General features: G+C 45.1%; 21 protein-coding genes. All 21 read right to left on the reverse strand.

The annotated features are described in order from the left end of the window. Positions 1–44 precede the first annotated feature (44 nt). The 21 genes from PGQ33_RS01965 to PGQ33_RS02065 all read right to left on the reverse strand — a co-directional run bounded on the left by PGQ33_RS01965 (position 45) and on the right by PGQ33_RS02065 (position 26026). Positions 45–1244, reverse strand: coding sequence for a glycosyltransferase (locus PGQ33_RS01965; protein WP_107000280.1), 1200 nt, complete (start codon positions 1242–1244; stop codon positions 45–47). A gap of 272 nt (positions 1245–1516) precedes the next feature. Further along, on the reverse strand, positions 1517–2665 hold the full coding sequence (locus PGQ33_RS01970) for a glycosyltransferase family 4 protein (protein ID WP_270205151.1): 1149 nt from the start codon (positions 2663–2665) through the stop codon (positions 1517–1519). A 142-nt stretch (positions 2666–2807) separates the two neighbouring features. Beyond that, complete coding sequence (locus PGQ33_RS01975; RefSeq protein WP_270205152.1) at positions 2808–4229, reverse strand: sugar transferase; 1422 nt, start codon at positions 4227–4229, stop codon at positions 2808–2810. Between the two features lie 281 nt (positions 4230–4510). After that, the gene (gene cmk, locus PGQ33_RS01980; RefSeq protein ID WP_055247106.1) at positions 4511–5167 is read right to left on the reverse strand and encodes a (d)CMP kinase; all 657 of its coding nucleotides are present in this window, start codon (positions 5165–5167) and stop codon (positions 4511–4513) included. Positions 5168–5245: 78 nt separating this feature from the next. Further along, complete coding sequence (locus PGQ33_RS01985; protein ID WP_270205153.1) at positions 5246–6478, reverse strand: NAD(P)/FAD-dependent oxidoreductase; 1233 nt, start codon at positions 6476–6478, stop codon at positions 5246–5248. Next, entirely contained in the window at positions 6475–7374 is a 900-nt protein-coding gene (locus tag PGQ33_RS01990) for a MurR/RpiR family transcriptional regulator (protein ID WP_022219915.1), read from the reverse strand. The genes PGQ33_RS01985 and PGQ33_RS01990 overlap by 4 nt, the downstream gene beginning before the upstream one ends. 183 nt (positions 7375–7557) lie before the next feature. After that, a complete protein-coding gene (locus tag PGQ33_RS01995; protein ID WP_055155903.1) occupies positions 7558–8967 on the reverse strand; it encodes an oxaloacetate decarboxylase subunit alpha in 1410 nt (469 codons plus the stop codon). 182 nt (positions 8968–9149) lie between these two features. After that, positions 9150–10301 carry a sodium ion-translocating decarboxylase subunit beta gene (locus PGQ33_RS02000; protein WP_008369207.1) on the reverse strand — a complete coding sequence of 384 codons (1152 nt, stop codon included), beginning with the start codon at positions 10299–10301 and terminating at the stop codon, positions 9150–9152. Positions 10302–10337: 36 nt separating this feature from the next. Further along, a complete protein-coding gene (locus PGQ33_RS02005) occupies positions 10338–10703 on the reverse strand; it encodes a biotin/lipoyl-containing protein (RefSeq protein ID WP_008369209.1) in 366 nt (121 codons plus the stop codon). Between the two features lie 27 nt (positions 10704–10730). Next, on the reverse strand, positions 10731–11510 hold the full coding sequence (locus PGQ33_RS02010; protein ID WP_270205154.1) for an OadG family transporter subunit: 780 nt from the start codon (positions 11508–11510) through the stop codon (positions 10731–10733). Positions 11511–11524: 14 nt separating this feature from the next. Beyond that, positions 11525–12961, reverse strand: coding sequence for an acyl-CoA carboxylase subunit beta (locus PGQ33_RS02015; RefSeq protein ID WP_270205155.1), 1437 nt, complete (start codon positions 12959–12961; stop codon positions 11525–11527). Between the two features lie 179 nt (positions 12962–13140). Next, complete coding sequence (locus PGQ33_RS02020) at positions 13141–14379, reverse strand: amidohydrolase family protein (protein ID WP_270205156.1); 1239 nt, start codon at positions 14377–14379, stop codon at positions 13141–13143. Positions 14380–14766: 387 nt separating this feature from the next. Beyond that, the gene (locus tag PGQ33_RS02025) at positions 14767–15846 is read right to left on the reverse strand and encodes a M24 family metallopeptidase (protein ID WP_055247096.1); all 1080 of its coding nucleotides are present in this window, start codon (positions 15844–15846) and stop codon (positions 14767–14769) included. Between the two features lie 11 nt (positions 15847–15857). Next, positions 15858–16961: a hypothetical protein gene (locus PGQ33_RS02030; RefSeq protein WP_270205157.1), complete on the reverse strand. Its 1104-nt coding sequence runs from the start codon at positions 16959–16961 to the stop codon at positions 15858–15860. Between the two features lie 43 nt (positions 16962–17004). Then, complete coding sequence (locus tag PGQ33_RS02035) at positions 17005–18492, reverse strand: peptide MFS transporter (RefSeq protein ID WP_270205158.1); 1488 nt, start codon at positions 18490–18492, stop codon at positions 17005–17007. 287 nt (positions 18493–18779) lie between these two features. Then, complete coding sequence (locus tag PGQ33_RS02040; protein WP_008369222.1) at positions 18780–20768, reverse strand: 2-isopropylmalate synthase; 1989 nt, start codon at positions 20766–20768, stop codon at positions 18780–18782. A 239-nt stretch (positions 20769–21007) separates the two neighbouring features. Next, positions 21008–22408 carry a D-alanyl-D-alanine carboxypeptidase family protein gene (locus PGQ33_RS02045; protein ID WP_270205159.1) on the reverse strand — a complete coding sequence of 467 codons (1401 nt, stop codon included), beginning with the start codon at positions 22406–22408 and terminating at the stop codon, positions 21008–21010. Positions 22409–22484: 76 nt separating this feature from the next. Next, complete coding sequence (scpB, locus tag PGQ33_RS02050; RefSeq protein WP_055155895.1) at positions 22485–23054, reverse strand: SMC-Scp complex subunit ScpB; 570 nt, start codon at positions 23052–23054, stop codon at positions 22485–22487. 6 nt (positions 23055–23060) lie between these two features. Beyond that, positions 23061–23828, reverse strand: coding sequence for a segregation and condensation protein A (locus PGQ33_RS02055; protein ID WP_173685147.1), 768 nt, complete (start codon positions 23826–23828; stop codon positions 23061–23063). A gap of 32 nt (positions 23829–23860) precedes the next feature. Further along, positions 23861–24754 carry a metallophosphoesterase gene (locus tag PGQ33_RS02060; RefSeq protein WP_195502052.1) on the reverse strand — a complete coding sequence of 298 codons (894 nt, stop codon included), beginning with the start codon at positions 24752–24754 and terminating at the stop codon, positions 23861–23863. A 15-nt stretch (positions 24755–24769) separates the two neighbouring features. Continuing rightward, positions 24770–26026 carry a D-alanyl-D-alanine carboxypeptidase family protein gene (locus tag PGQ33_RS02065; RefSeq protein WP_270205177.1) on the reverse strand — a complete coding sequence of 419 codons (1257 nt, stop codon included), beginning with the start codon at positions 26024–26026 and terminating at the stop codon, positions 24770–24772. Between the last annotated feature and the right edge of the window lie 10 nt (positions 26027–26036).

Genomic DNA, 26036 nt, shown 5'->3' on the forward strand with positions numbered 1-26036 from the left:
CTTCAAGCCTGCATTACACAACAAATAGCTCCCTCAAATTCTTTTTATCTATAAACTCTCATAATTTTCTCGTAATACTCATCAATGGTATCGAAGCTGATGCCCTTACAATTTTCACTGTACTCTCTGCACAGCTCCTTATCGCCCCAGAGCTTCTGAATCTTACTCTTCAGTTCTTCCGAACTACCGCTCTTAAACAGCTCACCGGTCTTACCGACCTGGATCAGTTCCGGGATACCACCAATATCAGCTCCCAGCACCGGTGTGCCATACATCTGGGATTCCATCACAGAGAACGGGCAGTTCTCGTACCACTCGGACGGATAAATGGAAAACCGCGCCTCACGGATCAGCTTCTCCAGTGCCTCGCCTTTCTGGAAGCCAACATTTTTAATGTTACTTACACCCTTGATGCTCTCTTCCAGCGGGCCAGTGCCGGCGAAGATAAACTGCACATCCGGCAGCTCCTTACAGACCTTGATGAGTGTGCCGATACCCTTTTCCTCAGAGAAGCGGCCGAAGTAAAGGACGTAATCCTTCTTCGGAGTCTCTTTCCACTCCACCTTATCGATGAAGTTATGCATTGCCACGGTCTTCGTCGCAAACAGCGGATTGCTGTCCATCTTGCTCTTCATGAACTCAGAGCAGCAGATCATGGTGTCAATGTACTTGTAAGTTCCTTTCCGCTTCCAGAACTCTGCCTCCATCATGCCGATGGCAGACTTCGCCGTGGAGCCGTGGATACACTTGCCTTTCATGCAGTTCACGAAATGGCCGCCGAGGCACTTCTCACAGTTCTGGTGGGTGTTCGGATTGTTCAGCATGTGGTTCGGGCAAACCAGCTGGTAGTCATGTGCCGTGAAGATGATCTTGCAATCCCTTCCAGTCTCCTTGCGCCACTTCACGATTTCTAGGATGATGGAAGGAGTCAGTTGGTAGTTAAAATTGTTCAGGTGACAGACATCCGGCTTGAAGTCGTCCAGAACTTTTCTCAACTGCACCCGTGCTTCCTTGCTGTAGATGGTCTTGATCGGGTAGGTCAGCTTGCTCAGTTTGCTGCCGCCGTGGAAATCCATATCAGATGTATAAGCATTGACACGGTTACCTACGCAGCGACCTTCATGCTCCATTCCGAAGTACTGAACTTCGTGTCCGTGCTGCTCCAGTGCCTCACCTAACTTGAATATATACGTCTCACTTCCGCCGTTTCGGTGCAGAAATTTATTCAAAATCAGCGTCCTCACGTTAAATTTCTCCTTATTCTATGTTCTATTTCACTACCTCTGTTCAGATAAAGCACTTCCAATGTGTTGTTCATAAACCAGAGTGCTCCATACAAACGCAGGTAGTGATACTGAAAGTTCTTATGATAAAATCATCTGCTGTTACTGAACCTAGGTAGCGAGATAAAAACCGCTCTCGCAGCTCTACTCATCTCTCGAAAAGTTCCGTAAATACGCCATTTTTAGGCGTTTTCACTATGTACATCTCACTACCTGCGTTCGGTTAGAGGAGATTATTTATTATTAATACTCTCATCGGCTCTTCTCCCATACAATGCAAGTGTTTTATCCACTACTTCATCCCAGTTGTATTTTGCACAGATAAAGTCGGCTGCCTGTTCTTTTAACTTTCCTACCTTCCGAATATCATCGCATGCGTCCTGCAGTTTTTCTGTCAGGTCCTTGATATTGGATTTTCGGAATATGATTGCTTTATCTTCTACCACCTCGGTACATTCCGGTATATCAGATACCAGACAAGCATTTCCATAACTCATGGCTTCCAGAAGACTTAATGGCATTCCTTCCAGATCAGACGGCAGCGTATAGATGTAAGCGTTGCTGTATAATTCATCCAGCATCGCTCCCTGCACAAATCCGGTAAAGAGAATCCGATCGTCACCCTTCGCCAGTTCTTTCAATTCCTTCATAAAGGAATCTGTATCACTGGAACCGCCTGCGATGACCAGCTTTTTATCTGTTTTGACATCCTTGAACGCTTCAACCAAATACCGGATACCTTTTTCCGGTACCAGTCGACCAAGAAATAATATGTAGGAATCTTTCGTCAGTCCAAATTTTTCTGTTATTAAACCAGCTTCTCGGGTTTCTGGTCTGTTCACTCCATTCGGAACGAAATGTGTCTCCCTGCCATAGGTATCTCTGAAATAATCCTGAACACCTTTGCTTAGTACGATAATTTCATCTGCATATTTTACAGCATTCTTTTCACCCTGACGGATGAATTTAGAGCCAAATCCTGACTTCCATTTTTCCCGTTGCCAGTCTATACCATGAATGGTAACCACAACCCTCTTTCCAAACATCTTTGGAATCCATGAAAAAAAAGCTGGACCTTCTGCATGGATATGTACCACATCATATTTTCCAAAAGCACTGTACAGAGCCGCAAAGAAAGAGGAACTCACCGCTGCAAGACCTTTTCCTTCAATAGTTGGAACAAATTTCTGTCGGATGCCATCATATTCAATTTTATTGTCATACTCTGCACCACTCACATGATGACCAGATCTGTTGTAACAGGTAACCTGACATCCATCTCGTGCCATTCTGGTGCACAGTTCTTTTACAACAATCTCTATCCCGCCCTCACGGGACAGTCTTTTTTGTCCGAACATGGACACTGCAAATTTATCTTTCATAATGTTCTCCAACCAATATTGTCCCCTCTACTCCTTTATATCTATGTACTTTTGTTGAGTAGACATTCCTGCACTCTACATACTTAAAAGAAGTAGCCTCTTCAGCATTTCGTATGCTTTTTATTGACCTTTTACAACAATCCTACTTCGATCCAACCTTCCCCAACACAACAGCCACGGTCTTAAACAGAATCATAATATCCAACCCCGGACTCCACTTTTTAATATACTCGGTATCCAGTCTTACAACTTCTTCAAAGTCTGTGATATTACTTCTTCCGCTGACCTGCCACATACCGGTAAGTCCCGGCTTGAATGCCAGTCTGGAGCGGTGATGCATCTCGTATTTCTCCCACTCATCTACTGTAGGCGGTCTGGTTCCCACAAGGCTCATATCACCTTTGAGCACATTCCAGAACTGCGGGAATTCATCCAGAGAGTAATCACGGATAAAGTTTCCGATTCCTTTGATAATACGCGGATCGTTATCCATCTTGAACATCATACCATCTTTGATATCGTTCTGCGCCATCAGCTCTTTCTTCCGCTCTTCTGCATCCATATACATGCTTCGGAATTTGTAAATATTGAATTTTTTGCCATTTTTTCCGATTCGCACCTGTTTGAAGAAGATCGGTCCCGGTGACTTAATATAAATGATTGGTGCTACAAAGATAAAAATGATACCTGTCAGTAGCATTCCAACCAGTCCTCCGCAGATATCCATCGTCCTTTTGAAGATCAGCTGACCGGCGCTTACCATATTGATGCTGGTCGAAAGCACCGTATATCCTTCCAGCTTTTCCACAATCTGGTTGGAAGAATCATCCGCAACTCTTGCCAGCTTGATATGTATGGTAATTCCCATGATACCGAAATTTTTGATCATTTTATCCGGAAGCGCAAGCTCTGTCGGAATGCTGAAAAGTGCTTCATCCACCCAGTTCAACTGTGCAAAATCTTCAATCGCACTCTCTCCACAAAATACCGGGAATCCATGATAATTTGGAATTTCATTTTCTTTTGCATCAATAATTCCAATTCCCATTACATGAAACTCACTGTAGGGATTGCTGGTAAATGCCTCCACAATTTCTCTATAATTCTTTTTTCCACCGATCAGAAGGATCGCTCTTTTCCCTGATGCAGGGCCTCTGTGCTTGGAAAGCCATTTTTTCAACAAAATCCTTCCTATATATAATACGCAGATCGATATGATTGGGAATGCAAATATAACAACTCGTGAGTAATTGCTCGACTCTTTCATTGCAAACAAATAAGCAATCACACACACGGTCACGATGATTGCGTGCTTTGCGACTGCCTTAGTCTCCAACCAGTACCCTCTTCTTAAGATGCCCTTGTAACTTCCCATCATCAGTCCCACAACCAGATCGATCGCCGCTATCGCAAAAAACACATTCCGGTAAAGCGGTGCTTCTCTGTAATATGCAGTCCCATGATGTAACCAGTGAGCAAGTAAATAAGATAATTCCAACAATATTAAATCTAACAAAATAAAATCCCAGTGTTTTAACCAACTGGAAGTTTTCTTTCTGTACATAAGTGAACCCAACCCTCTTAAACATTACTTTCGTAATTTTTCTTCTCTAACATTTATAACATATTTCGTATAAAAGGTAAAGCAATCTCCATGTACAATTCTCTTTTTCGACATTTTATCGACTTTCCACACAAAAAAGCCATTAGTTTTATCTACTTTTTCCTGAAAACTAATGACTTTTTAATTATTTATCAATTATTGTATTTTCAATTATAGATTTTTACCCTTTCCATACAATAATCACCTTTTTTGCTGCTGCAATCTGATTTCTGACAGATTTTCTACTTTGTCAGTGCAATAATCGCCTTCACCACATCGTCAATTCCCATCTCAGAGCTGTCGATCAGCGTTGCATCTTCAGCCTGCTTAAGCGGTGCGATCTCTCTTGTCATATCGCGCTCGTCTCTTTCCTGGATATCCTGCCTGATCTGTTCAAAATCACAGGCTTCTCCTTTTCCTTCCAGTTCTTTGAACCGGCGCATTGCGCGGCATTCTACACTTGCAGTCAAATACACTTTAACGTCCGCATTCGGAAGTACATTGGTTCCGATATCTCTTCCATCCATAACGACATCTTTTTCTTTTGCAAGATTTCTCTGCAGATCCAGAAGCTTTGCACGGACTGCCGGTACTGCCGAGCTTACGGATGCCATATTTCCAACCGCTTCCTCACGAAGCTGTGAAGTGATGTTTTCTCCATTCAAATAGACTTGCTGCACACCATTTTCATAACCAAGCTCTACCTTTGCATCCTCGCATGCTGCCTCGATCTTCTCTACTTCTCCCGGTACGATCCCTTTTTTCAGAAAATGTACGGCAAGTCCGCGGTACATTGCCCCGGTATCTACATAGATGAATCCCAGTTCCTTTGCAACCAGTTTTGCGATCGTGCTCTTTCCGGCACCTGCCGGTCCGTCAATTGCGATATTATATCCCATTTTATATCCTCCCTGTTTCACTTACATTTCCTGTTTACGCCATCTCTGGATTGCTTTGCGATATCTATAATCCAAAAACTACCAGATATTACTTCCTGCCGCATATGCAGTCGACCATGCGATCTGCAGATTGAATCCACCGGTCAGTGCATCCAGATCCAGCACTTCCCCTGCAAAATACAGTCCCTGTACCAGCTTTGACTCCATCGTAGACGGATTGACTTCTTTGACTTTTACGCCGCCCCGTGTAATAATTGCCTCTTTGAAATCTCGAAGCCCGGTCAATGTCACAGTAAAATGCTTGATCAGATGGACGAAATTCATCCGCTCTTCTTTTGTGATCACATTGACCTTCTTCTCCGGATCAATGCCGCTTAAGTGGATCATGACCGGAAGTAATTTTGCCGGAAACAGTCCGGTAACTGCATTTTTAAACTGTTTATTATGGTTTGCATCAAATTCCCGCAGTACTCTCGCATCCAGCTGCTCTTCGGAAAGTGCCGGTTTCAGATCGATCACCAGCTTTAACTCATGCTTTTTCTGCAGGATTTTACCTACATAGGCACTCGCACTGATGATCAGTGGTCCGCTTACTCCAAAGTGGGTGAATAACATTTCTCCGAAATCACTGTACAGCTCTTTCTTTCCGTCATAGACCGTTGCCTGGACATTCCGGAGGGAAAGCCCCATCAGTGCCGGAATGTACTCTTCTCTGACATTCATCGGAACCAGGGACGGTGCAGGTTCGGTGATCTTGTGTCCCATCGCTTCTGCAAAGCGATAGCCATCTCCGGTGGAACCTGTTGTCTGATAGCTGACACCACCGGTTGCGATAATGCAGGCATCCCCTTCTTCTTTGCTTCCATCTGCCATGACAAGATAGGAAAATCTTCCATCCTCTGCCACAACTTTTTCTACATTGGAATAAAGATGGATGTGTACTCCATTTCGCTTCATTTCCAGCTCCAGTGTGCAGATAACATCCGAAGAATGATCCGACTGCGGAAATACACGGTTGCCACGCTCTGTCTTCAGACGCAATCCTGCATTTTCAAAGAAATCTATCACATCCTGGTTGGTAAATCCGTAAAAACTGCTGTACATGAATTTCTCATTGGATACCATATTCTGGAAAAGTTCATCCACGTCACAGGCATTGGTGACATTGCATCTGCCTTTTCCCGTGATGAAAAGCTTCTTTCCAAGTTTTTCATTTTTCTCAAATACGTGGACTTCATTGCCATTTTTCGCCGCAAAGATCGATGCGAACATACCGGCAGCTCCGCCCCCTACGATCAGTACTTTACTCATTTGATCCTTACCTCATCTTCTACAGGCTCCAGCTCATCTCTGGAATAAACCTGATATTCGTCCCAGATGTCCTCCAGTGTCTCCAGCGTCTCGATGACATCATCCTGCTTCTTCATGCAGAGTGCAACCACCAGTGCATTGATCACACTGAGCGGTGCAACCAGGGAATCTACGATAGATGCCATATCACTCTTGGCGATCAGATTGCAGGAGGAATAGAGATTCATCGGTGAATTCACACTGTCGGTCAAGGTTATTACCTTTGCTTTCCGGTTGCTGGCAAACTCCAGTGCTTTTAAAGTACGCATGGAATATCGCGGAAAACTGATCCCGATGATCACATCTTCTTCCCCGATCCGGATCAGCTGCTCAAAAATCTCGCTGGAACTGTTGGTATCGACCTCTACCACATCCTCACAGATCAGATTCAGATAGAAAGTCAGGAATTTTGCCAGCGGTGCACAGCTTCGGATTCCGATCACATAAACCTTTTTTGCCGCAAGGATCGTATCCACCGCCAGCTCAAATGCATGATTGTCCACGGATTCCAATGTCTGCTTGATCTTCTCGATATCAGACTGCAGAACCGTCGCCAGGATCTCACTCCGGTCGATCCGTCCGTAGGTCACTTCCATACGCTGGATCGAATTCAGCTTGGTACGCACCAGTTCTCCCAGTGCTTTCTGGAATTCGGGATAGCCTTTATATCCAAGCTGTGTTGCGAAACGGACAACCGTTGATTCGCTGACACCGACTGCCTCTCCCATCTTTGCAGCCGTCAGGAAGGCTGCTTTATCATAATTTTCTTTGATGTAATCCGCAAGCCGCTTCTGTCCCTTGCTGAACTTCGGATATTTCTCATCAATTCTAATCAGTAACTCATTTTTTGTGCTCACAATTTGCCTCCAAATAAGAAACGTGCCTTTTTATAAAATCATTTACTTCTATTATAAATAAGGTCACAACCCTTTTTATTATAAGCAAAAGAGCCATAAAATTCAACTCGAATTTTATGGCTCCTGAGGTTACGTTTTGCTCACAAAATACTGTCTGTAACAGCTTTCGTCAGTTCGTCGTTATTATACCGGATAACTTCCGTCTTTTGCAATTGTAGCATCTACTTTCTTCTCCTGTGCCTCGCGGTATTTGAAGAAGTCTGTAGCTACCTGCGGGAAGAGTGCGTAGCTGAGTACGTCTTCATCCTGCTCTTTGTACTGTTCCATCTCTTTTTCAAGAGTTCCGAGTTCATCCGGGATCAGATCTGCCGGACGGCATGTGATAACTTCCGGATTGTCTCCGAGTACTTTCTTAACAACATCCGGGTTGAACGGTTTAACAGTTGCACCGTATTTTCCGCTCAGGATGTCTTTCGTCTCTTTTGTTGCCATCTTGTAGCGTTCGCCCATCAGGACATTGAATACTGCCTGTGTACCAACGATCTGTGATGACGGAGTAACCAGCGGTGGTTCACCAAGGTCTTTACGAACTCTCGGTACTTCTTCAAGTACGTCGTAGAACTTGTCTTCTGCTCCCTGCTCTTTGAGCTGGGAAGTAAGGTTGGAAAGCATTCCACCCGGTACCTGGTACAGAAGAGTCTTGATGTTAACACCAAGGTTCTTCGGATTGAGAAGTCCGCTGTCAAGTGCTTCGTCACGGATCGGACGGAAGTAATCAGCGATCTCAGCCAGAAGATTCTGGTCAAATCCTGTATCATAAGGTGTTCCCTTGAATGTCTCAACCATAACTTCTGTTGCCGGCTGAGAAGTTCCAAGTGCGAACGGTGAAATAGCGGTATCGATCACGTCGACACCAGCTTCAACTGCTTTTAAGTATGTCATTGAAGCAACACCTGATGTGTAATGTGTATGCAGCTGGATCGGGATATCAACAGCTTCTTTTAATGCTCCGACAAGTTCTGTTGCCTTGTACGGAAGAAGAAGTCCTGCCATATCTTTGATACAGATAGAGTTTGCACCCATATCTTCGATTCTCTTTGCGATGTCTACCCAGTAATCCAAGGTGTAAGCATCTCCAAGTGTGTAAGAAAGCGCGATCTGTGCTTCCGCTTTCTCAGCGTTAGCTGCTTTTACTGCTGTCTGAAGGTTTCTAAGGTCATTCAGACAGTCAAAAATACGAATGATATCGATTCCGTTTGCAACAGATTTTTTAACGAAGTATTCTACTACATCATCTGCGTATGGACGGTATCCAAGGATGTTCTGTCCACGGAAGAGCATCTGAAGTTTGGTGTTCTTGAATCCGTCACGGAATTTACGAAGTCTTGACCATGGATCTTCATGCAGGAAACGAAGGGATGCATCAAATGTAGCTCCGCCCCAGCACTCTACGGAATGATATCCGACTTTGTCCATTTTATCTACGATCGGAAGCATCTGTTCTGTGGTAAGTCTTGTTGCGATCAGGGACTGATGCGCATCACGCAGAACTGTTTCCGTAATCTTAATCGGTTTCTTTTCAATTGCTGCCATTATATCTTCCTCCAATTATTATAAGGTTTATTAAGCTCCAGGATTGTTATCTCACTGTCAGATACGCGCCGCTCGCAGCGCTAAGGAAACCTGACGGTTTCCTTCTGTGCCTGATGACACAGTCTGACATTTCGATAGCAACCGCGATTTGCCCTTGCAAGCAAGCAAATCGCTTCCTGTTGCTACATTACTCCGAAAATAGCCATAAATGTTCCGGCTGCTACGGCTGTTCCGATAACTCCGGCTACGTTCGGTCCCATTGCATGCATCAGAAGGAAGTTGGTCGGATCTGCTTCCGCTCCTACTTTCTGAGATACACGGGCTGCCATAGGTACGGCAGATACTCCGGCTGAACCAATCAGCGGATTTACCTTGCCATGTGTGGCTACGCACATCAGTTTTCCAAACAGGACACCTGCTGCGGTACCGAATGCGAATGCGATCAGACCAAGTAGTACGATCTTCAATGTGCTGACATTTAAGAATGCCTCTGCACTTGTAGTAGCACCTACAGATGTACCAAGCAGGATAACTACGATGTACATCATTGCGTTGGATGCGGTCTCTGTCAGCTGTCTTACAACACCGGATTCTTTGAACAGGTTACCAAGCATCAGCATACCTACCAGAGGAGCTGTTGTCGGAAGAATCATACATACAACGATGGTTACGATGATCGGGAACAGAATTTTCTCAAGCTGTGTAACCGGACGAAGCTGTCCCATTTTAATCTTTCTTTCCTTCTCTGTTGTGAGAAGCTTCATGATCGGCGGCTGGATGATCGGAACCAGTGACATGTACGAGTACGCCGCCACGGCGATCGGTCCCATCAGAGCCGTCTGCTGAAGCTTACCTGCAAGGAAGATGGATGTCGGTCCGTCTGCTCCACCGATGATGGAGATAGCAGCTGCTGCCTTATCAGAGAAACCAAGAGCCATCGCACCAAGATAAGCTGCGAAAATACCAAACTGTGCTGCCGCACCGAGGAGGAAGCTCGCCGGGTTGGCAATGAGCGGTCCGAAGTCAGTCATCGCACCGACACCCATGAAAATAAGTGACGGGAGAATAGACCACTCATCCAGCTGGAAGAAGTAATACAAAAGTCCGCCCGTTCCGTTAGCCGAATCTTCTGCATGAAGCATGATATCCGGGTAAATATTTACCAGGAGCATACCAAATGCAATCGGTACAAGCAGAAGCGGTTCAAACCCATGCTTGATTGCAAGATAAAGGAAAAAACATGCAACTGCGATCATAATGTAGTTACCCCAAGTCAGGTTGAGGAACGCAGTCTGCTGCACGAGGTTTCCCAGTGTGTTAGTGATATATTCCATGTTATAACCTCCTGTTTTTCAAAAGGATGTTGCTCCTTAGTTCAATGTAGCCAGTGTCTGTCCTGCTTCTACTGCATCACCTACTGCTACATCGATACTTGCAACTGTTCCGTCTTCCGGAGCTACAACAGGAATTTCCATCTTCATTGCTTCTACGATAAGAACTGCATCACCGCGGGATACTTTCTGTCCTACGCTTGCTTCGATCTTAAATACTTTTCCGGCTGCACCTGCTTCTACCTTGATGCTTCCAGCTCCGGCTGCTGCTTTTGGAGCTGCCTTCGGTGCTGCTTTCGGAGCTGCCTTTGGTGCTGCTACTGGTGCTGCAGCTGCTCCGTTTCCGTTTTCTTCTACTGTAACATCATATACGTTGCCGTTAACTGTGATTGTATAGTTTTTCATCTTTAAATCCTCCTGATTCTATTCGCACTATGCATTCCATTTGTTTGATTTTCTTCTCTTGATAGAACGTACTACAAATCCGTCTGTAGTAGTTCCTTCTGCTGCTGCGATCGCTGCTGCGATAACTGCAACAAGTTCGGTATCATCCATTTCTTCTGCCTCTTCTACAGCTGCTGCCACTGCCGGAGCCGGTGCTGCCTTCGGAGCTTCTGCTTTTTTCTTCTTGGATGTACCGTTAAGTAATGCAGGAACGTATTTGATCAGGGAAATGATAAAGCTCATGAAAATAAGCATTACGAATACAGTTCCCATACCAAGTAATGTGTTAAGTCCCGCTTTTTCAAGGATTTCGCTCATGCCGTAATGAGCATTGACTGTAAATGATTCCAGAGTCATATTCTCATCGAATACGAATTCCAGGTCTGCACTTCTGTCAGAAAATGTTGCCGGTGCAGTTACCGTAACACCTGTAGAAGATGCCTCGAATTCATAGTCTTTATGGCTTTCATAATCGCCGCATTCTTCCAGGGATGCTTTCCATCCTTCCAGTGCAGTTGCAAAAGTGTCTGCTTCCATCTGCACACCGGTCTGGTTTTCAAACTGTGCCATCAGATATCCCTGATTCCAGTCTGACATCTCTGTGATCTGGTCGCTTGTGATGGATCCGCTCTCAATGATATCAAAAACAGCATCACAAGACTGGATCAGTGTATCTTTGTCATAGCTGACGGTCTTGGCATTCCCGCAGCCTGCAAGGCCGAGCACAAGTACCAGAACTGCGACTACTAAACTAATCTTTTTCTTCACTTTGCTTCACCTCGCTAAATTGTTCCGTGTTTTTTGGATGGTCTTTCTTCCCTTTTTGTAAATAACATCTCAAATGCACCGATCACATATTTTCTGGTATCTGCCGGTTCGATGATGGTATCTACATATCCTCTTCCAGCTGCGGAAAGCGGGCTTGACTGAAATGCTTTGTATTCTTCTGTCTTTGCTTTTAATGTATCTGCATCTGCATCTGTGTACATGATCTTCGCAGCCATGTCTGCTGCCATCATTCCGATCTCAGCTTCCGGCCATGCGTATACCATGTCTGCTCCGATTGCTTTGCTGTTCATTGTCACATATGCGCTTCCGAATGCTTTACCTGTGATCACATTGACTTTTGGTACAGTTGCATCTGCAAATGCATAAGTGAGAGCTGCCATCTCTCTTGCAAGGTTCTTTTCTGAGCATGCAGTTGCCTTGAGTCCCTTTACGTTTGTAAGTGTGAGTACCGGAATTCCGAATGCATCACAGAATTTAACGAAAGCTGCTGCTTTCTTGCATCCCATTGCTGAGAGTGTGCCGTCGAATTCTTCTGCTGTGTTGCCTTCTTCATCGTATACTTTTGAGCGGTTGGCAACAGCACCTACTGTCATTCCGTTCAGGCGGATGAATCCTGTTACCATATCTTTTGCATAAGCTTTCTTTGTCTCAATGAATACACCATTGTCAGAGATCATAGAAAGAGCAAGTGCTGCATCTTCTGCTGCATTCTCAAGATCTGCACATACTCTGTTCAGATCATCTGTGCATTCATCATATGCATCGTTGTCTTCGTTGTTAGCCGGAAGAATTGCTACGAGTGAGCGGATCTCGTCAAGAATTTCTTCTTCGCTTCCTACGCCGTCAACGATTCCGGATTCTTCACTCTGGAATTTTGCGCTTGCTGTATCGCATTTGTCCGCAGTGTTGCCCGGAATGGTGTTCGGAGAGTTTACGAATAATTTTCCGTTCTCTGCCATAAATGTAAAATCAGAAAGTGCTGCTGCCGCTGCCAGTCCACCACCACAATTGCCGAATACTGCTGTGATCTGTGGAATTACGCCAGAAGCCATAGCCTGTTTGTAATAGAAGCTTCCGAATGCGTTCAGTGCGTCAGTTGCTTCCTGAAGACGAAGTCCTGCGCAGTCGATCAGACCGATCACCGGTGCGCCCATCTTCATTGCCATATCATAAATGTTCGCAATCTTCTTTGCGTGCATCTCACCGATGGTTCCGTTCAGTACAGATGCGTCCTGGCTGTATACATATACCAGGTTTCCATCGATCACACCGTAACCTGTGATGACGCCATCTGTCGGAGCTTTTTTCTCCTGCATGTTGAAATCTGTTGCTCTTGCAGTTACCTGTCCACCGATTTCAACAAAGCTTCCCTCATCGAGCAAATTGGCAATTCTTAAGCTCGCCGGGTTTGATGATGTTGTGTTGCTCATAAATCTAGCCCTCCATTTTTATAAATTTAATAATTAAATCAAATTTTCTGCCGTGTATATTATACTTGCTTTCTATGCAATACGCAACTGTTTTTGATAAGTTTTCTCTTATTTTGTTAATTTTTCGACAAGTAATTTTCACGTGTAAAAAAAGCCTCTGCAACGCAGAAGCCTTTTTTTTACATAAACATATTCCCTGTTCCGACATAACGGATGCCGTCTTCAAAGACTCTTTTTCCGCCAAGTGTAACAAATTTTACATCTTTTAATCTGGTGATATCCTTGCTTAAGTCACCGCCAACTACCAGAAGATCTGCATCCAGTCCTTCGGCAACAAGTCCGCGTTCTTTTTCCACACCCAGAACCTTTGCCGGATTGGAAGTTGCCACCTGTACTGCCTGCACCGGTGTAATTCCGTATTCCACCATATATTGCAGTTCTCTCGGAAGCGGTAAGAGCGGAGAATGATACATCACCATATCGGTGCCGGCAAGAACCGTCACACCCGTATCATAAAATTCTTTAAAATGATCCCTGTACGCTTTGTATGCCGGTTCAAAGAATTCATAATTTGCCATTTCTTTTTGCATGACCGGATCACTAACCGGTGCATCGCCATTCTTCTCGATATTTTCCTTGCACAGTTCATAGAGATAAGTATATGCCATGATAGTCGGTGTCCAGGCAATACCTTTTTCTGCCATCTGCTTTGCATGATCCAGCGTCATAAAGGTTCCATGTTCGATCGTGTCAAATCCGGCATCAATACACATCTGAATCCCCGGATTGGTTCCGGCATGCACGCCACACTTGATTCCTCTTCTGTGGCATTCATCCACCGCCGCATCCAGTTCTTCCTGGGTAAGCTCCGGATACGATTCGCGGTTGGTGGTCAGGATCTTCACCCATTCCGCACCATCGCGAACCTGCTTACGGATTTCTTTACGGATTGCCCACGGACCGTCCGCTTCCTCGACTTCATCCCAGGCATGTCCGCCCGTCATGCAGATTCCGGTATCCGTATGCACGATTCTCGGGATCACGATAAATCCCTTCTTTTCTGCCAGTTTCAGATTCTTGCATACACCATGTGCTGAAGACATATCCCGCACCGTGGTGATCCCTCTTTCAAATGCAGCCTGCGCATGCTGCAACGCATATAACATGATCAGCTGTGCCCCATAATTAAAGCTGTCCGGCTGGGAATAGCCGTATGCAAGATGCGCATGCATATCCATAAGTCCCGGAAGAAGTGTCGCATCACCATATTCCTTAACTTCCTCCTGCGGAAATTCTTTCAGCAGCTCTTCTTTTGGTGCGATTTTTCCGATCTTGCCGTCCTCTCCAATATAGACTGCCTTATCCGTAAGAACGGTCTTTCCATCTCCTGTAATCAGATATTTCGTACTGATAATCATCCCTTGGTCCCTCTTTTATTCTTTTATTTTTTCAAATACACGCAGCCCTTTCATGCTGCCTCGCTCGTCGCATTCATTCTTTAATATTTTAAAGTGCAACCATTTTGAAGTGTATTATACTTGTTTTTCCTAAAAGGCGCAACCATTTCAAACAAAATCTGTTAAAATTTTTGCAATTGTGGAAGCCTCTGCTGACACAATTTTCGCTTTCAGAGGCTCATCGCAATGTTTTGCACAATGGACTTCACCCCCATATTTTTCTAAATCTGCCCCACTACCTCCCCCTCGCAGACCGTCCCCGCAAAAAAAAGAAAACCCTTATCCGGCAAACCACCAGATAAGGATTTCCTCCATTCTTTATACTTTTTTAGGATGACAACATTTTTATTACAATGTGATCAGAGCATCTGTAATATTTGTAATTCTGCGGTATCCATCTTCTGTGATCAGGAAATCATCTTCCTGACGGACGCCACCGATTCCCGGAATGTAAATTCCAGGTTCGATCGTATGAACCATTCCCGGCTGAAGGGTCACTTTACTGCCGGTACAGATATACGGCTGTTCATGAATATCCAGTCCGAAGTTGTGTCCCGGACCATGTGGAATATGATAGCCTGCATCTTCTACTACCTTCACGATGATATCTCTGAGCTCGCCCATAACCATTCCCGGTTTCAGGCTGTTCTGACCAGCATCCTTTGCTTTTCTGACTACGTCAAACATCTTGTAAAGCTCCGGATTTTTGGCTTTCCCTACTGCAACAGTACGGGTAATATCCGAGCAGTATCCGTGATAATAAGTCCCGAAATCAATCGTCACAAAATCACCAAGCTGGATTTTTCTATCGGATGCTGTCGCATGACAGTTTGCTCCGTTATCCGGACCAGATGCTACGATCGTCTCGAAGCAGAATCCGGAGCCGCCACGGCTTCTGAACTGATATTCCAGTTCATTTGCAATATCAATCTCCGTAACGCCCGGTTTGATCACATCAAGCAGTGCATAGAAAGATCTCTCTGAAATCCGGCATGCCTGTTCGATCGTCTCGATTTCTTCCGGTGTCTTGATCGCACGTAAAGGTTCTACATAAGACCCTTCGGAAACGAATTTGGTATCAGGCGCCTGACTTACCAGATCCTGATAATCATCAAACGTAAGATCTGCTCCACAGATTGCACACTGTTTTACCCCTGCTTCTGCCGCCAATTTACCGGTCTGGCTGAAGTAATTCAGTCCTTCACCGTAGACAACAACTTCAAATCCTTCTGTTTCCTGTGCGGCCTGGAATTCAAACCGTCCGTCGGTTACAAAATAGTTTTTCTTTTCTGTCAAAAGCAGGACTGCAACTCCATATTCTCCGGTAAAGCCGGTCAGATACTTGATGTCGCTGCCTTTGCTGATCACAATTCCGTCATGACCATTTTTCTTTACAGCATCTACAATTTTCTGTATGCGTGTATTCATTGTTCCATCTCCTACTGAATGAAATCCAAGTTGAATTTCATATTTTCATCATATGATTTGTATGGTTTTCCATCAATATCATAGATGTTTACATTATAATGCCAAGGTTCCGGAAGTGTCTTCTCCGGATAAATGTGCTTCATCAGCTCATATCCTTCCGGATCATAGACCTTCAGTTCCTCTCTTGTGTTGACCGGTCCGCGGATACCATCCCATCGTCCGTCAACACCTTCCTGCATGACATTGAACCAGACAGTACTTAAGGTTGCAAAATACTCTTCGTAATTGCTGATCGCATAAGTGTCCGGCCACAAACCATTGTCGCTGGCATGCTGATATGCTTTCCGGATCATGTCTGCAAGCGTCTGGTCTTTCAGACCATTCATTCCAACCAGATGGATCGCATGTCCGAATTCATGCACAAGGATCATCTCATTTGGATAACTGGTTGCATATCTTCCGGTTCTGAGACGGATCACATTTGCCTCTGAAATAGAGGATGCCGGATTCGTCATCTCACCGCCGTAACCTGCCACGTGGCGGGTTGCAAGCAGATATCCCATTCTGTGTTCCGGGACATCATAAGCATTCTCAAGCAGTCCGAACACAGATACCTCTGCGCCTCTGCGGACGAGCTCTTCTGCTACTTCCGGGATCTTTTCAAGCATCATATCAATAATTGCAAGTGCTTTATCCACTACGACCGGTGTTGTTTTTTCTCCGGCTTTTACTACAATACCGGAGGTTCCTTTTTTGCGGACTACATAATATGGCTGATACACGGTCTGGTAGACCTTTTCATTGTCTGCCGGTCTGTCTTTTACATCAGTCAGCTTTCCGACAACCTGTACGGTAACCTCTCCTGCACATTCCGGATCAACCGGATGAACCAGGGAAAGTGTGGTACGCATGGATTCTTTCTGGTATACCGTACCATAATCCCATGTCATATCACTGGTCCAGTGTACCAGTTCCTGTACTTCCCCTTTGTATTTTACCAGATAATCGTTTTCATTATCAGCACGGCGCATCTGTTCGCCCCAATAAATCTCAATTCTTCTGTCATCGATCAGAATGACTTTTTCGACCGGTGCATAATTACAATTCTCTGACATTTATTTTTCATCCTCCTGAAACATAAACTTATTTCCTGATCTTTTATGCTTCTGCGTTCTTGTCCAGTCCCATTCCGACTGCAAGCTTTTTACTGAAGATTGCTACAACCGCACCGACTGCACATACACCCAAACCGATTGCTACGAAGAACGGAATTTCGCTTCCTTCTTTGTAGAAGTTTGTAAGCAGCGTGTTAAGAGCAGCTCCTGTAGACTGTGACATTGACCAGATTGTCATCATCTGTGTCATGAATGCCTTCGGTGCTGCAACAGCCGTGATTGAGTAACCGATCGGGCAGGTAAATCCTTCACCAAGCATCAGGATTGCATAGAATAATACGATCCACCATGCGCTGACTTTTGCATCTCCAGGATAGATTACATAGAGGAGTGCAATGATTAAAGCTCCAAATCCCCAGAAGATTGTTCCGATACCCATCTTTGTGGTTCCGTATGGCTGTTTCTTTCCGAGTTTTGTCCATACTGCTGTCAGGATACTTCCGATGATAACTGCAAATACTGCTGGGATTGTCTGCATAGATGCTGCAGGCACTTCAATTCCGAACAGTACACGGTTAACCTTTTCTTCATAGAAGATTGCAAGGATTGAAATTGTCTGTGTCCAGATCAGCAGGGTAACTGCGTTACAGATGAACGGCGGAACCAGGCAGAGAATTTTCTTCTTCTCATGTGGCTCTGTCTTTTTACTTTTGTAAATAACTACCAGGTATACGATCGGGATAATGATCGATACAGTACTGATTACATTTGAGAATACAGAAATACTTAATGTTCCTGTTGCAAAAAGCGTTGCAAGAACAACTGCGCAGATAACAAGTACAATGATCATCTTTGTGATGAAAGAACGTTTCTTATCATCCGGAAGCGGATCATCCGGTTCAATACCGATATTACCGAAGAACGGTTTGTATGTAACTGCATATACAACGATACCCAGGAATGCAAGGACTGCACATGCCGCGAATGCTGCATGGTATCCGAGTGCTGCTGCGATTGCACCGGAAAGTACCGGAGCTGCTGCACCAATGTTGGAAATTACGTAAGAAATCGTGTAAGCGCTGTCACGTCTTCCATCGGATTCATCATAGAATTTTCCAAGAAGAGCATCCAGACATCTGCCACCGAACATCGGTCCGATTGCCAGACATCCCATAGCGATTCCATAGCCAGGAACACCAAGTGGTAATGCAAGGCATACATATCCAATAAATGAAAGTGATCTTGCTATAAATAAAGACTTCCGACATCCTAAGATACGGTCGCAGACAAAGCTTCCGACAATACCTGTCAGTACGACAACTGTTGAATATAAAGAGATCAGCTGTGCTGCATTTGCCTTGCTGAATCCAAGTCCTTCCGGTGCATTTGCGTATAAGTAGTAAATCAGTACCGCACTCATCGCATAGTTTGCAAAAGAGTTACAAAGCTGCATAAAGCTCAGGGTTCCCACACCCTTTGGCTGTCCTAAAAAGGCGGTTTGTTTTCTTAACGCCTCATCATGTTCGTTCATTATTTTTCCCTCCAAAATAACCTTTTGTATTCAATTCATTCAACAAAAAACAATCGTTAATTTTTCCCCATCCTCAGATGTCTTCACTCCTCCTTGTTTCATAATTTTTAACTTTTGTTTTTTATTTTGAACATACAAGTATCTTACTTTTTTTTGTTCACTTTGTCAATATTTTCGTCTGTAAATATGAATTTTTGTTCACATTCATAAACATTGACAAAAAAAGAACGCAAAAAACGTCTTTTCCCCGTTTTTTGCGCCCTTTTTTCGTCATTTTTATGTATTATTTATTTCTGGTTGCGGAACTGTACCGGTGTGATATTGTACGCCTTCTTGAAAAGTCTGTTGAAATGCTCTACATTCTGATATCCAACGGTCAGTGCAATATTTTCAACGGTCATGCTGCTGCTCTTTAACAGGGCACGTGCCTTTTTCATTCTGACTTTTTTGACAATATCCCCGAAAGTCATTCCGGATTTTTCTTTGATATATTTAGAAAGATACGGTTTGGACAGGAAGAATTTTTCTGCCAGATCATCTAAAGATACATCCAGATAATTTGCCTGGATATAGTTCATGATCTCTACCATTCTTTCATCTTTACATTCATTCACATTCTTCAGTTCATCGATCTTATTGACAGCAACTGTCAATGCCTCAATAGAAGCTTTGATGATATCGGCATCAATTCCGACTCCCCAGTAGGTCTTTCCATTGCAGATGACACCTACATAAGCACATGCCTTGGAAGAAGAACCACGTGTCAGGGAATGTTCTTCGTAGAAGCTCAGTTCATAGCTGATACCAAAGTACTGTTTGATCGCATTGCTGACTGCGTCAAGACGTCCGTTACCGCCTGCTGTTACCACACGTTTTCCATTTGCATGGGAAATGGTTGCATCTGCTATAATTCCATCTTCCTGTTTGAAGTGGCATTCATCGATAGAGAAGATTCCTTTGTAATTTACATAATGATCTTCAAAAATGTGGTATACCCAGTCCGGAGTCAGCTCCTTGTGTGCTTTATCGGATACATCTTTTACCATGTAGCCGACTTCTTCACGCATTTCTTTCGGAACGCTGATGCCAAAGTTCTGTTTCAGAATGTAGCTTACACCGCCTTTTCCTGACTGGCTGTTGATACGGATAACATCTTTATCGTAAGTTCTTCCGATGTCCTTCGGATCAATCGGCAGATACGGTACGGTCCAGTGATCTCTTTCTTCCGCTTCACGCCATGCCATACCTTTTGCGATGGCATCCTGATGGGAGCCGGAGAATGCGGTAAATACCAGATCTCCTGCATATGGCTGTCTTTCATAGACATGCATTCTGGTCAGGCGTTCGTAGATTTCACGGATCTTTGGAATGTCAGTGAAATCCAGTCCCGGATCTACACCCTGTGAGAACATATTGAGTGCCAGTGTCACGATATCCACGTTACCGGTACGTTCTCCATTTCCAAATAAGGTTCCTTCGATACGGTCTGCACCTGCAAGAATACCCATTTCAGCAGTTGCCACACCGCATCCACGGTCGTTGTGTGGGTGAAGGCTGAGTACCACGCCATCACGGTATTTCAGATTCTTATCTACATATTCCACCTGTCCTGCAAATACATGCGGCATTGCGTTTTCTACGGTTGTCGGAATGTTGATGATTACTTTTTTATCTTTTGTCGGCTGCCATACATCCAGTACTGCATTGCAGACATCCACTGCATAGTCCACCTCTGTTCCTGAAAAGCTTTCCGGACTGTACTCGAAAGTAAAGTTTCCTTCTGTCTGATCAGCAAGCTGTTTTAACAGCTTTGCTCCGTCGATGGCGATTTGTTTTACCTGTTCTTTGTCTTTTTTGAAAACCTGTTCTCTCTGTGCAACAGAGGTTGAGTTGTACACGTGGATCACAGCATGTGGTGCTCCCTGTACGGCTTCAAAGGTACGTTTGATGATGTGCTCTCTTGCCTGTGTCAGTACCTGGACAGTCACGTCATCCGGAATCATGTCTTTCTCGATCAGGGTACGCATGAACTGGTACTCTGTCTCAGATGCTGCCGGGAATCCGACTTCGATCTCTTTGAATCCCACATCAACCAATAACTGGAAGAATTCCAGCTTTTCATCCAGACTCATCGGCTCGATCAGTGCCTGGTTTCCATCACGCAGGTCAACGCTGCACCAGATCGGCGGTGCGTCTACATAATCTTTTTTCACCCAATCATATTCAAATTTCGGAGGCATAAAATATTGTCTCTCGTATTTTTTACAATTTTCCATTTTGTTTCTCTCCTTTTATTTAATTGGAAAGGGCGGCATCTGCTTTTTCTTCTGTTCATATGAAAAAACAAGAAATTTTTCATAAAAATCACACAATTTGCCTAATTCCTGACTTTTCACAAATATCCGTCAACTTTCTTGTCTTATTTTGTTGTCTAGCTAATGCTAACATATCTTATCGCGAAAGTCCATTGATGAATTTAAGCAATTTTCTTGATCTATTTTATTCTTCTCGTGTTTTAAAAATTAAATTGGTAAAACATTTCACACATTTTCATGGCTATCCAGGTAAATGTTCTCCGTCTGACTGTTTCTTTTACAACAGCCTGGCAGCTCCCCCATTTCTCCCCGTTTAAGAGATACGTGATCTGTCCGACCGGTGTTCCGCTTTTCACCGGCGCATCCAGTTTTTCCGGTACTTCTGTCTTTTCTTCTGCCACATCATCATCTCCGACCAGAATCTTACCCGGACTTTCTTTTCCTTTGATTTCCACTTCCACTGCTGCTTTTCCAAACAAACCATTTTGGGAAACACCGTTTTCCACGGGTATTTTCGAAAGCTCCGGTATTTTCCACACCTCATCGTAACGATAGTGTGCCATTCCGTACTCCATCAGTTTTCTGGTATCTGTCCATTTATAATTCTTGTTGTTTGGCCAGCCACAGGCAAGCAGTGCCACTACAAATGTACGATCCTCACTCTGTAAAGCCCCTACATAGCAATATCCGGCATCCCCGGTAAACCCTGTTTTCCCGGAAATCGCGCCATCCATCATCTGAAGAAATGCATTGTGGTTGCTGCAGCTAAAATTCTCCTTTCCCTCAGCATCAGAAAAGCTGTATGCCGGCATTTGCGTGATCGCAAGAAATTCTGCAGCTTTGGGAGAACGCAGGACACAGTAGCTCATGATTTTTGCCAGATCTGCAGCTGAAATGCTGTGCACACCGCCCACATCCTCTCCATCCAATCCGTTTGGCGTAACAAAATGTGCCTCAGTGCATCCGATCTCTTCTGCCTTTTCATTCATCCACCCGGCAAATTGCGGAACGGATCCTGCAAGGTGTTCCGCGATCGCCACTGCAGAATCATTATGGGATTCCAGCATCAGGGAATATAGAAGATCCCCCAGATAAAACGCTTCCCCTTCGTGCATTCCCAGATGAACCTTCGGCTGCGCGACCGCATTTGCAGAGGCTGTCACCAGGTCCTTCGGATTTCCCTTTTCCAGCGCAAGAATGCAGGTCATGATCTTCGTTGTACTTGCCATCGGGCGCATTACATGCTCTTCTTTTCCGAGCAGAACCCTGCCGCTGTCCGCATCCACCAGCGCAGCGGAACGGGCATAGAGTCGGGTAAGAAGCTGCTCCCTTTCCTGCTCACGGGTTTCTTTTTCCTGTGCAGTCTGCGCATCCGAGACCGGTTCCTTTTGCTGCGTAGTCTCCATTATCTGTGTCCGTTCATTTTCTTCCGCAGGCACTTTCCCGGATAAGACCTTACTCGGACTTTCTCCTGTGGATTCTCTCCATAGCATCTTTCCTTGAAAAATCTGCAAACTAAAAAAGAATACCATGCACGCTGCCAGAATCCCTCTTCTGGTCCGTGCCGGTATTCCATTCCTCTTCTTTTCATTCTTTTTCATGCGCCCCGGTCTCCCTCCTGCTCTTTTCTGTTCCATTTTATGAACAGGGACGGGCGTTTATACTATGGATTCCATTTTAAATATTCAGCCGGATCTGTGCCTCATCTTCCGCTTCTTCTTTGAATGTCTCCAGCTTCTCCGGTTCAATGCCCGGGAGATCATCTAAAGACTGCACACTGAATCTGCGCAGAAATTCTTCGGTTGTTCCAAAAAGCAGCGGACGTCCCGGTGCATCAAGGCGCCCAAGCTCGCAGACCAGATTGTACTCGATCAGCTTGTTTACCGCATGATCCGATTTGACTCCGCGAATCTTCTCAATCTCCAGCTTGGTGATCGGCTGACGGTAAGCAATGATTGAAAGCGTCTCCAGCATGACATCTGTCAGAACATACTTTTTCGGCTGCTTTGCGATCCGGATCAGATACTCATACATCTCCGGTTTGCTACAGAGCTGATATGCATGATCCAGTTCGATGATCCGGATGCCACGCTCCTCTTTCTGATACTTGTCCATCATATTATGGATAAGTTTCTCCGTCGTCGGCACATCCTGCTCGATCGCGGATGCGATCTTACTCACCTCGACCGAATCTCCCATAGTGAACAGGATTGCCTCTATGATACTCTCCAACTGTTTTGTTCTCATTTTCTTCTATACTCCTTGCCGCAGTCCCTCGTCCGATGTAATGATGATATCATCAAACGTATGTTCCTGATATACCTGTATCTCTCCTGTCTTCATCAGCTCCAGCACCGCCAGGAAGGTGACAATGATCTGTACCTTGGATGCCTGCTTTTTCAGGAGATCCCGAAAACTGAATCTGTGATGTACCTTTGCATACTCATAAACATATTCCAGTTTCTCCGGAAGCGTAACCTCTTCTTTCTCGATCTTGCCGAACTTACTTCGGATCGGATCCGTCTTATCTGCCTGTCTTTTCAGGATATCCTGAAAAATATCATTCAGCTTCGTCAGGGTCAGCCCGTCAAGAAGCGTATCCAGATCTACCGGTTCTTCGTATTTCTTTACTTCATCCGGAATAGTCGCTCCCTTATAGAACAGCTTTTCTCCGTCCACCTGGCGGTCACGCAGTTCATAAGACATGTATTTGTACATCTTGTACTGCAAAAGCTGCTCTACCAGTTCCTGACGCGGATCTTCTTCCTCGCCCTCTTCATTGACTTCCTTTGGAAGAAGCATCTTGCATTTGATGTCCAGAAGTGTCGCCGCCATGACCAGAAATTCACTCATGACATTCAGGTCTGCTCTGTCCATCGCCTGGATATATTCCATATACTGGTTGGTGATCTCTACGATCGGAATATCGTAGATGTCTATTTTATTTTTATCGATCAAATGTAAGAGCAGATCCAGAGGTCCCTCAAAAACCTGCAGCTTTACCGGTATTCCTTTTCCCATAGATATCCTTTCCAGTCAAATTGTCGATAACCTTATTTATTATACAGGAAAGCCGGGATGATATCAAGTACGACTAACTCTGCCGGATTCCAGAAGCGGAAATTGATCGTGTGGGTTCCGAGCCCTTTGCTGACCACAATATATTTCCCGTCTTTTTCATAACAGTCCCCGCTGTAGCGTGGAAACAGACGGAACTGCGGACTGATCACACCGCCAAGCAGTGGAAGTCTGGCAATCCCGCCATGTAAATGTCCGGACAGCACCAGATCTGCTCCCCACTTCCAATAGGTTTCTGCGTAAAGCGGATGATGTGCCATTAAAATGCAGTATGCGTCCGTCTCTGCACTGCCAATCCGTTCTTCCATCTCGCCAGTCGTAAGCGGACACACCTTCCATCCTTTTTTATAGCATCCAAATGGAAGCTCCATCCCATATAAGCGCAGCTTCATCCCGTTTACCGGGATCTCTTCTGATCCATTCACCAGGACATGAATCCCTGCCTTTTTCAGTTCATTCTCATAATATCCATATTCTTTGCCGTAAATCTCCGGCTGCTCATGCATTCTCTGCTCATGATTGCCATTACAGCACCAGACCGGTGCGATCTGTGGAAGTTTTTTCATCAAATCCGCTGCCGGTGTCCAGTCTCTTCCGGCTTTCCCGACCAGCATATCGCCGCCTGCCAGGATCAGATCCGGCTTTGCTTCCCTGATCGCCAAAAGCAGCTCCTCATTCTCTTTTCCATAGACATGATTATGCAGATCACTTAAGAAAGCAATCCGTACTTTTCCGGCATCTCCCTTTATTTTACTGGTTCTGATCCGGTATCTTGTAATCTTGAAGCAGTGCAGCTCCCGCCATACTTCTGCAAGAACTGCTGCTGCAAAAATCACCAGTATCAATACGATAATCCCTGTTGTCTTCATCTCTTCCCTCTTTCGTTATACCATCATTTCTTCCAGAATTTTAAGGAATGCGCCCCCAAATGTCAACTCCCCGACACCTTCTGTCGCATAAACCGGAACGCTTCCGATGGTTTTCTCATTCAGCCGGTAAATGACTTCTCCGATCTGGTCGCCTTTCTTTACCGGGGCAGTCTGTTTCTGTATCTGTACCTCTTTTTCCACGGCAGACAGATCTGATCCACTGGTATCCACATACCGGAAGCCCTCCAGCGTCTCTCCCTTTGCCTTCTCCTGCATTCCATGTTTCACTTCGGCATACACAATTTTTTCCAGTGCCTTTTCATCCTGGTAAATACTGCATTTCCCAAAGCCATAGTTTAACATGGCAATGGCATCCTTTATCCGTGTCTTAGAATCCGGCTCTGCCATCACAACCGCAATCATATTGACCCCGTCTTTTCTTGCCGTTGCAGACAGGCAGAACTTCGCACCGCTTGTGGATCCGGTCTTCAGTCCGGTTGCGTATTCATACTGCCGGATCAGTTTGTTGGTATTACTCAGTCCGAATTCACTGCTGCCCTTTGCCGTAGTGTGGGTAATATTTTCCATCCAGATCGTTGAGTAGTTCTCGATCTGTGGATACTTCGTGATCAGTTCCCGTGACATCAGTGCAATGTCTCTCGCTGTCGTCAGATGCCCTTCCGTGTCCAGTCCATTGCAGTTGACAAAATGGGTATTCGTCATTCCAAGCCCTGCCGATCTCTGATTCATCTTTTCCACAAAAGCCGGTTCATTCCCGGCAATCTTTTCTGCCATCGCCACGCAGGCATCATTGGCACTTGCCACAGCAATGCACTTGATCATTGTATCCACAGTCTGCTTCTCACCAGCTTCCAGAAATACCTGGGATCCGCCCATCGATGCAGCGTACTCAGAAGTTGTGACTTCGGTATCCGGCGTGATCGTTCCGTCTGCCAGTGCATCAAAGATCAGAAGCAGCGTCATAACCTTTGTCACACTCGCCGGGGGCCTTTTCTCATCCGCATTTTTTTCTAAGAGAACCTGACCTCCGGAAGCTTCCATAATAACTGCAGACTCAGCAGATAGTTCCAGATCGGTCAGATTGCCCGAATTGTCTCTGTTCGTCTGCTCCGGATCCTCCTGCCGGATCACATCCTGCATAGCTTTCGGTCTTTCTCCCGGCTCGAAAACATCTGCCGCCCGGACCGGGATCCCATATACGGTCTGCACGCACAGAACCATGCCAAGCAGACCTGCCAGAAATTTGCGCATCATAAGACTC

This window comes from Coprococcus sp. AM100_B19A (assembly GCF_027662015.1).
GTDB lineage: Bacteria > Bacillota > Clostridia > Lachnospirales > Lachnospiraceae > Allocoprococcus > Allocoprococcus comes.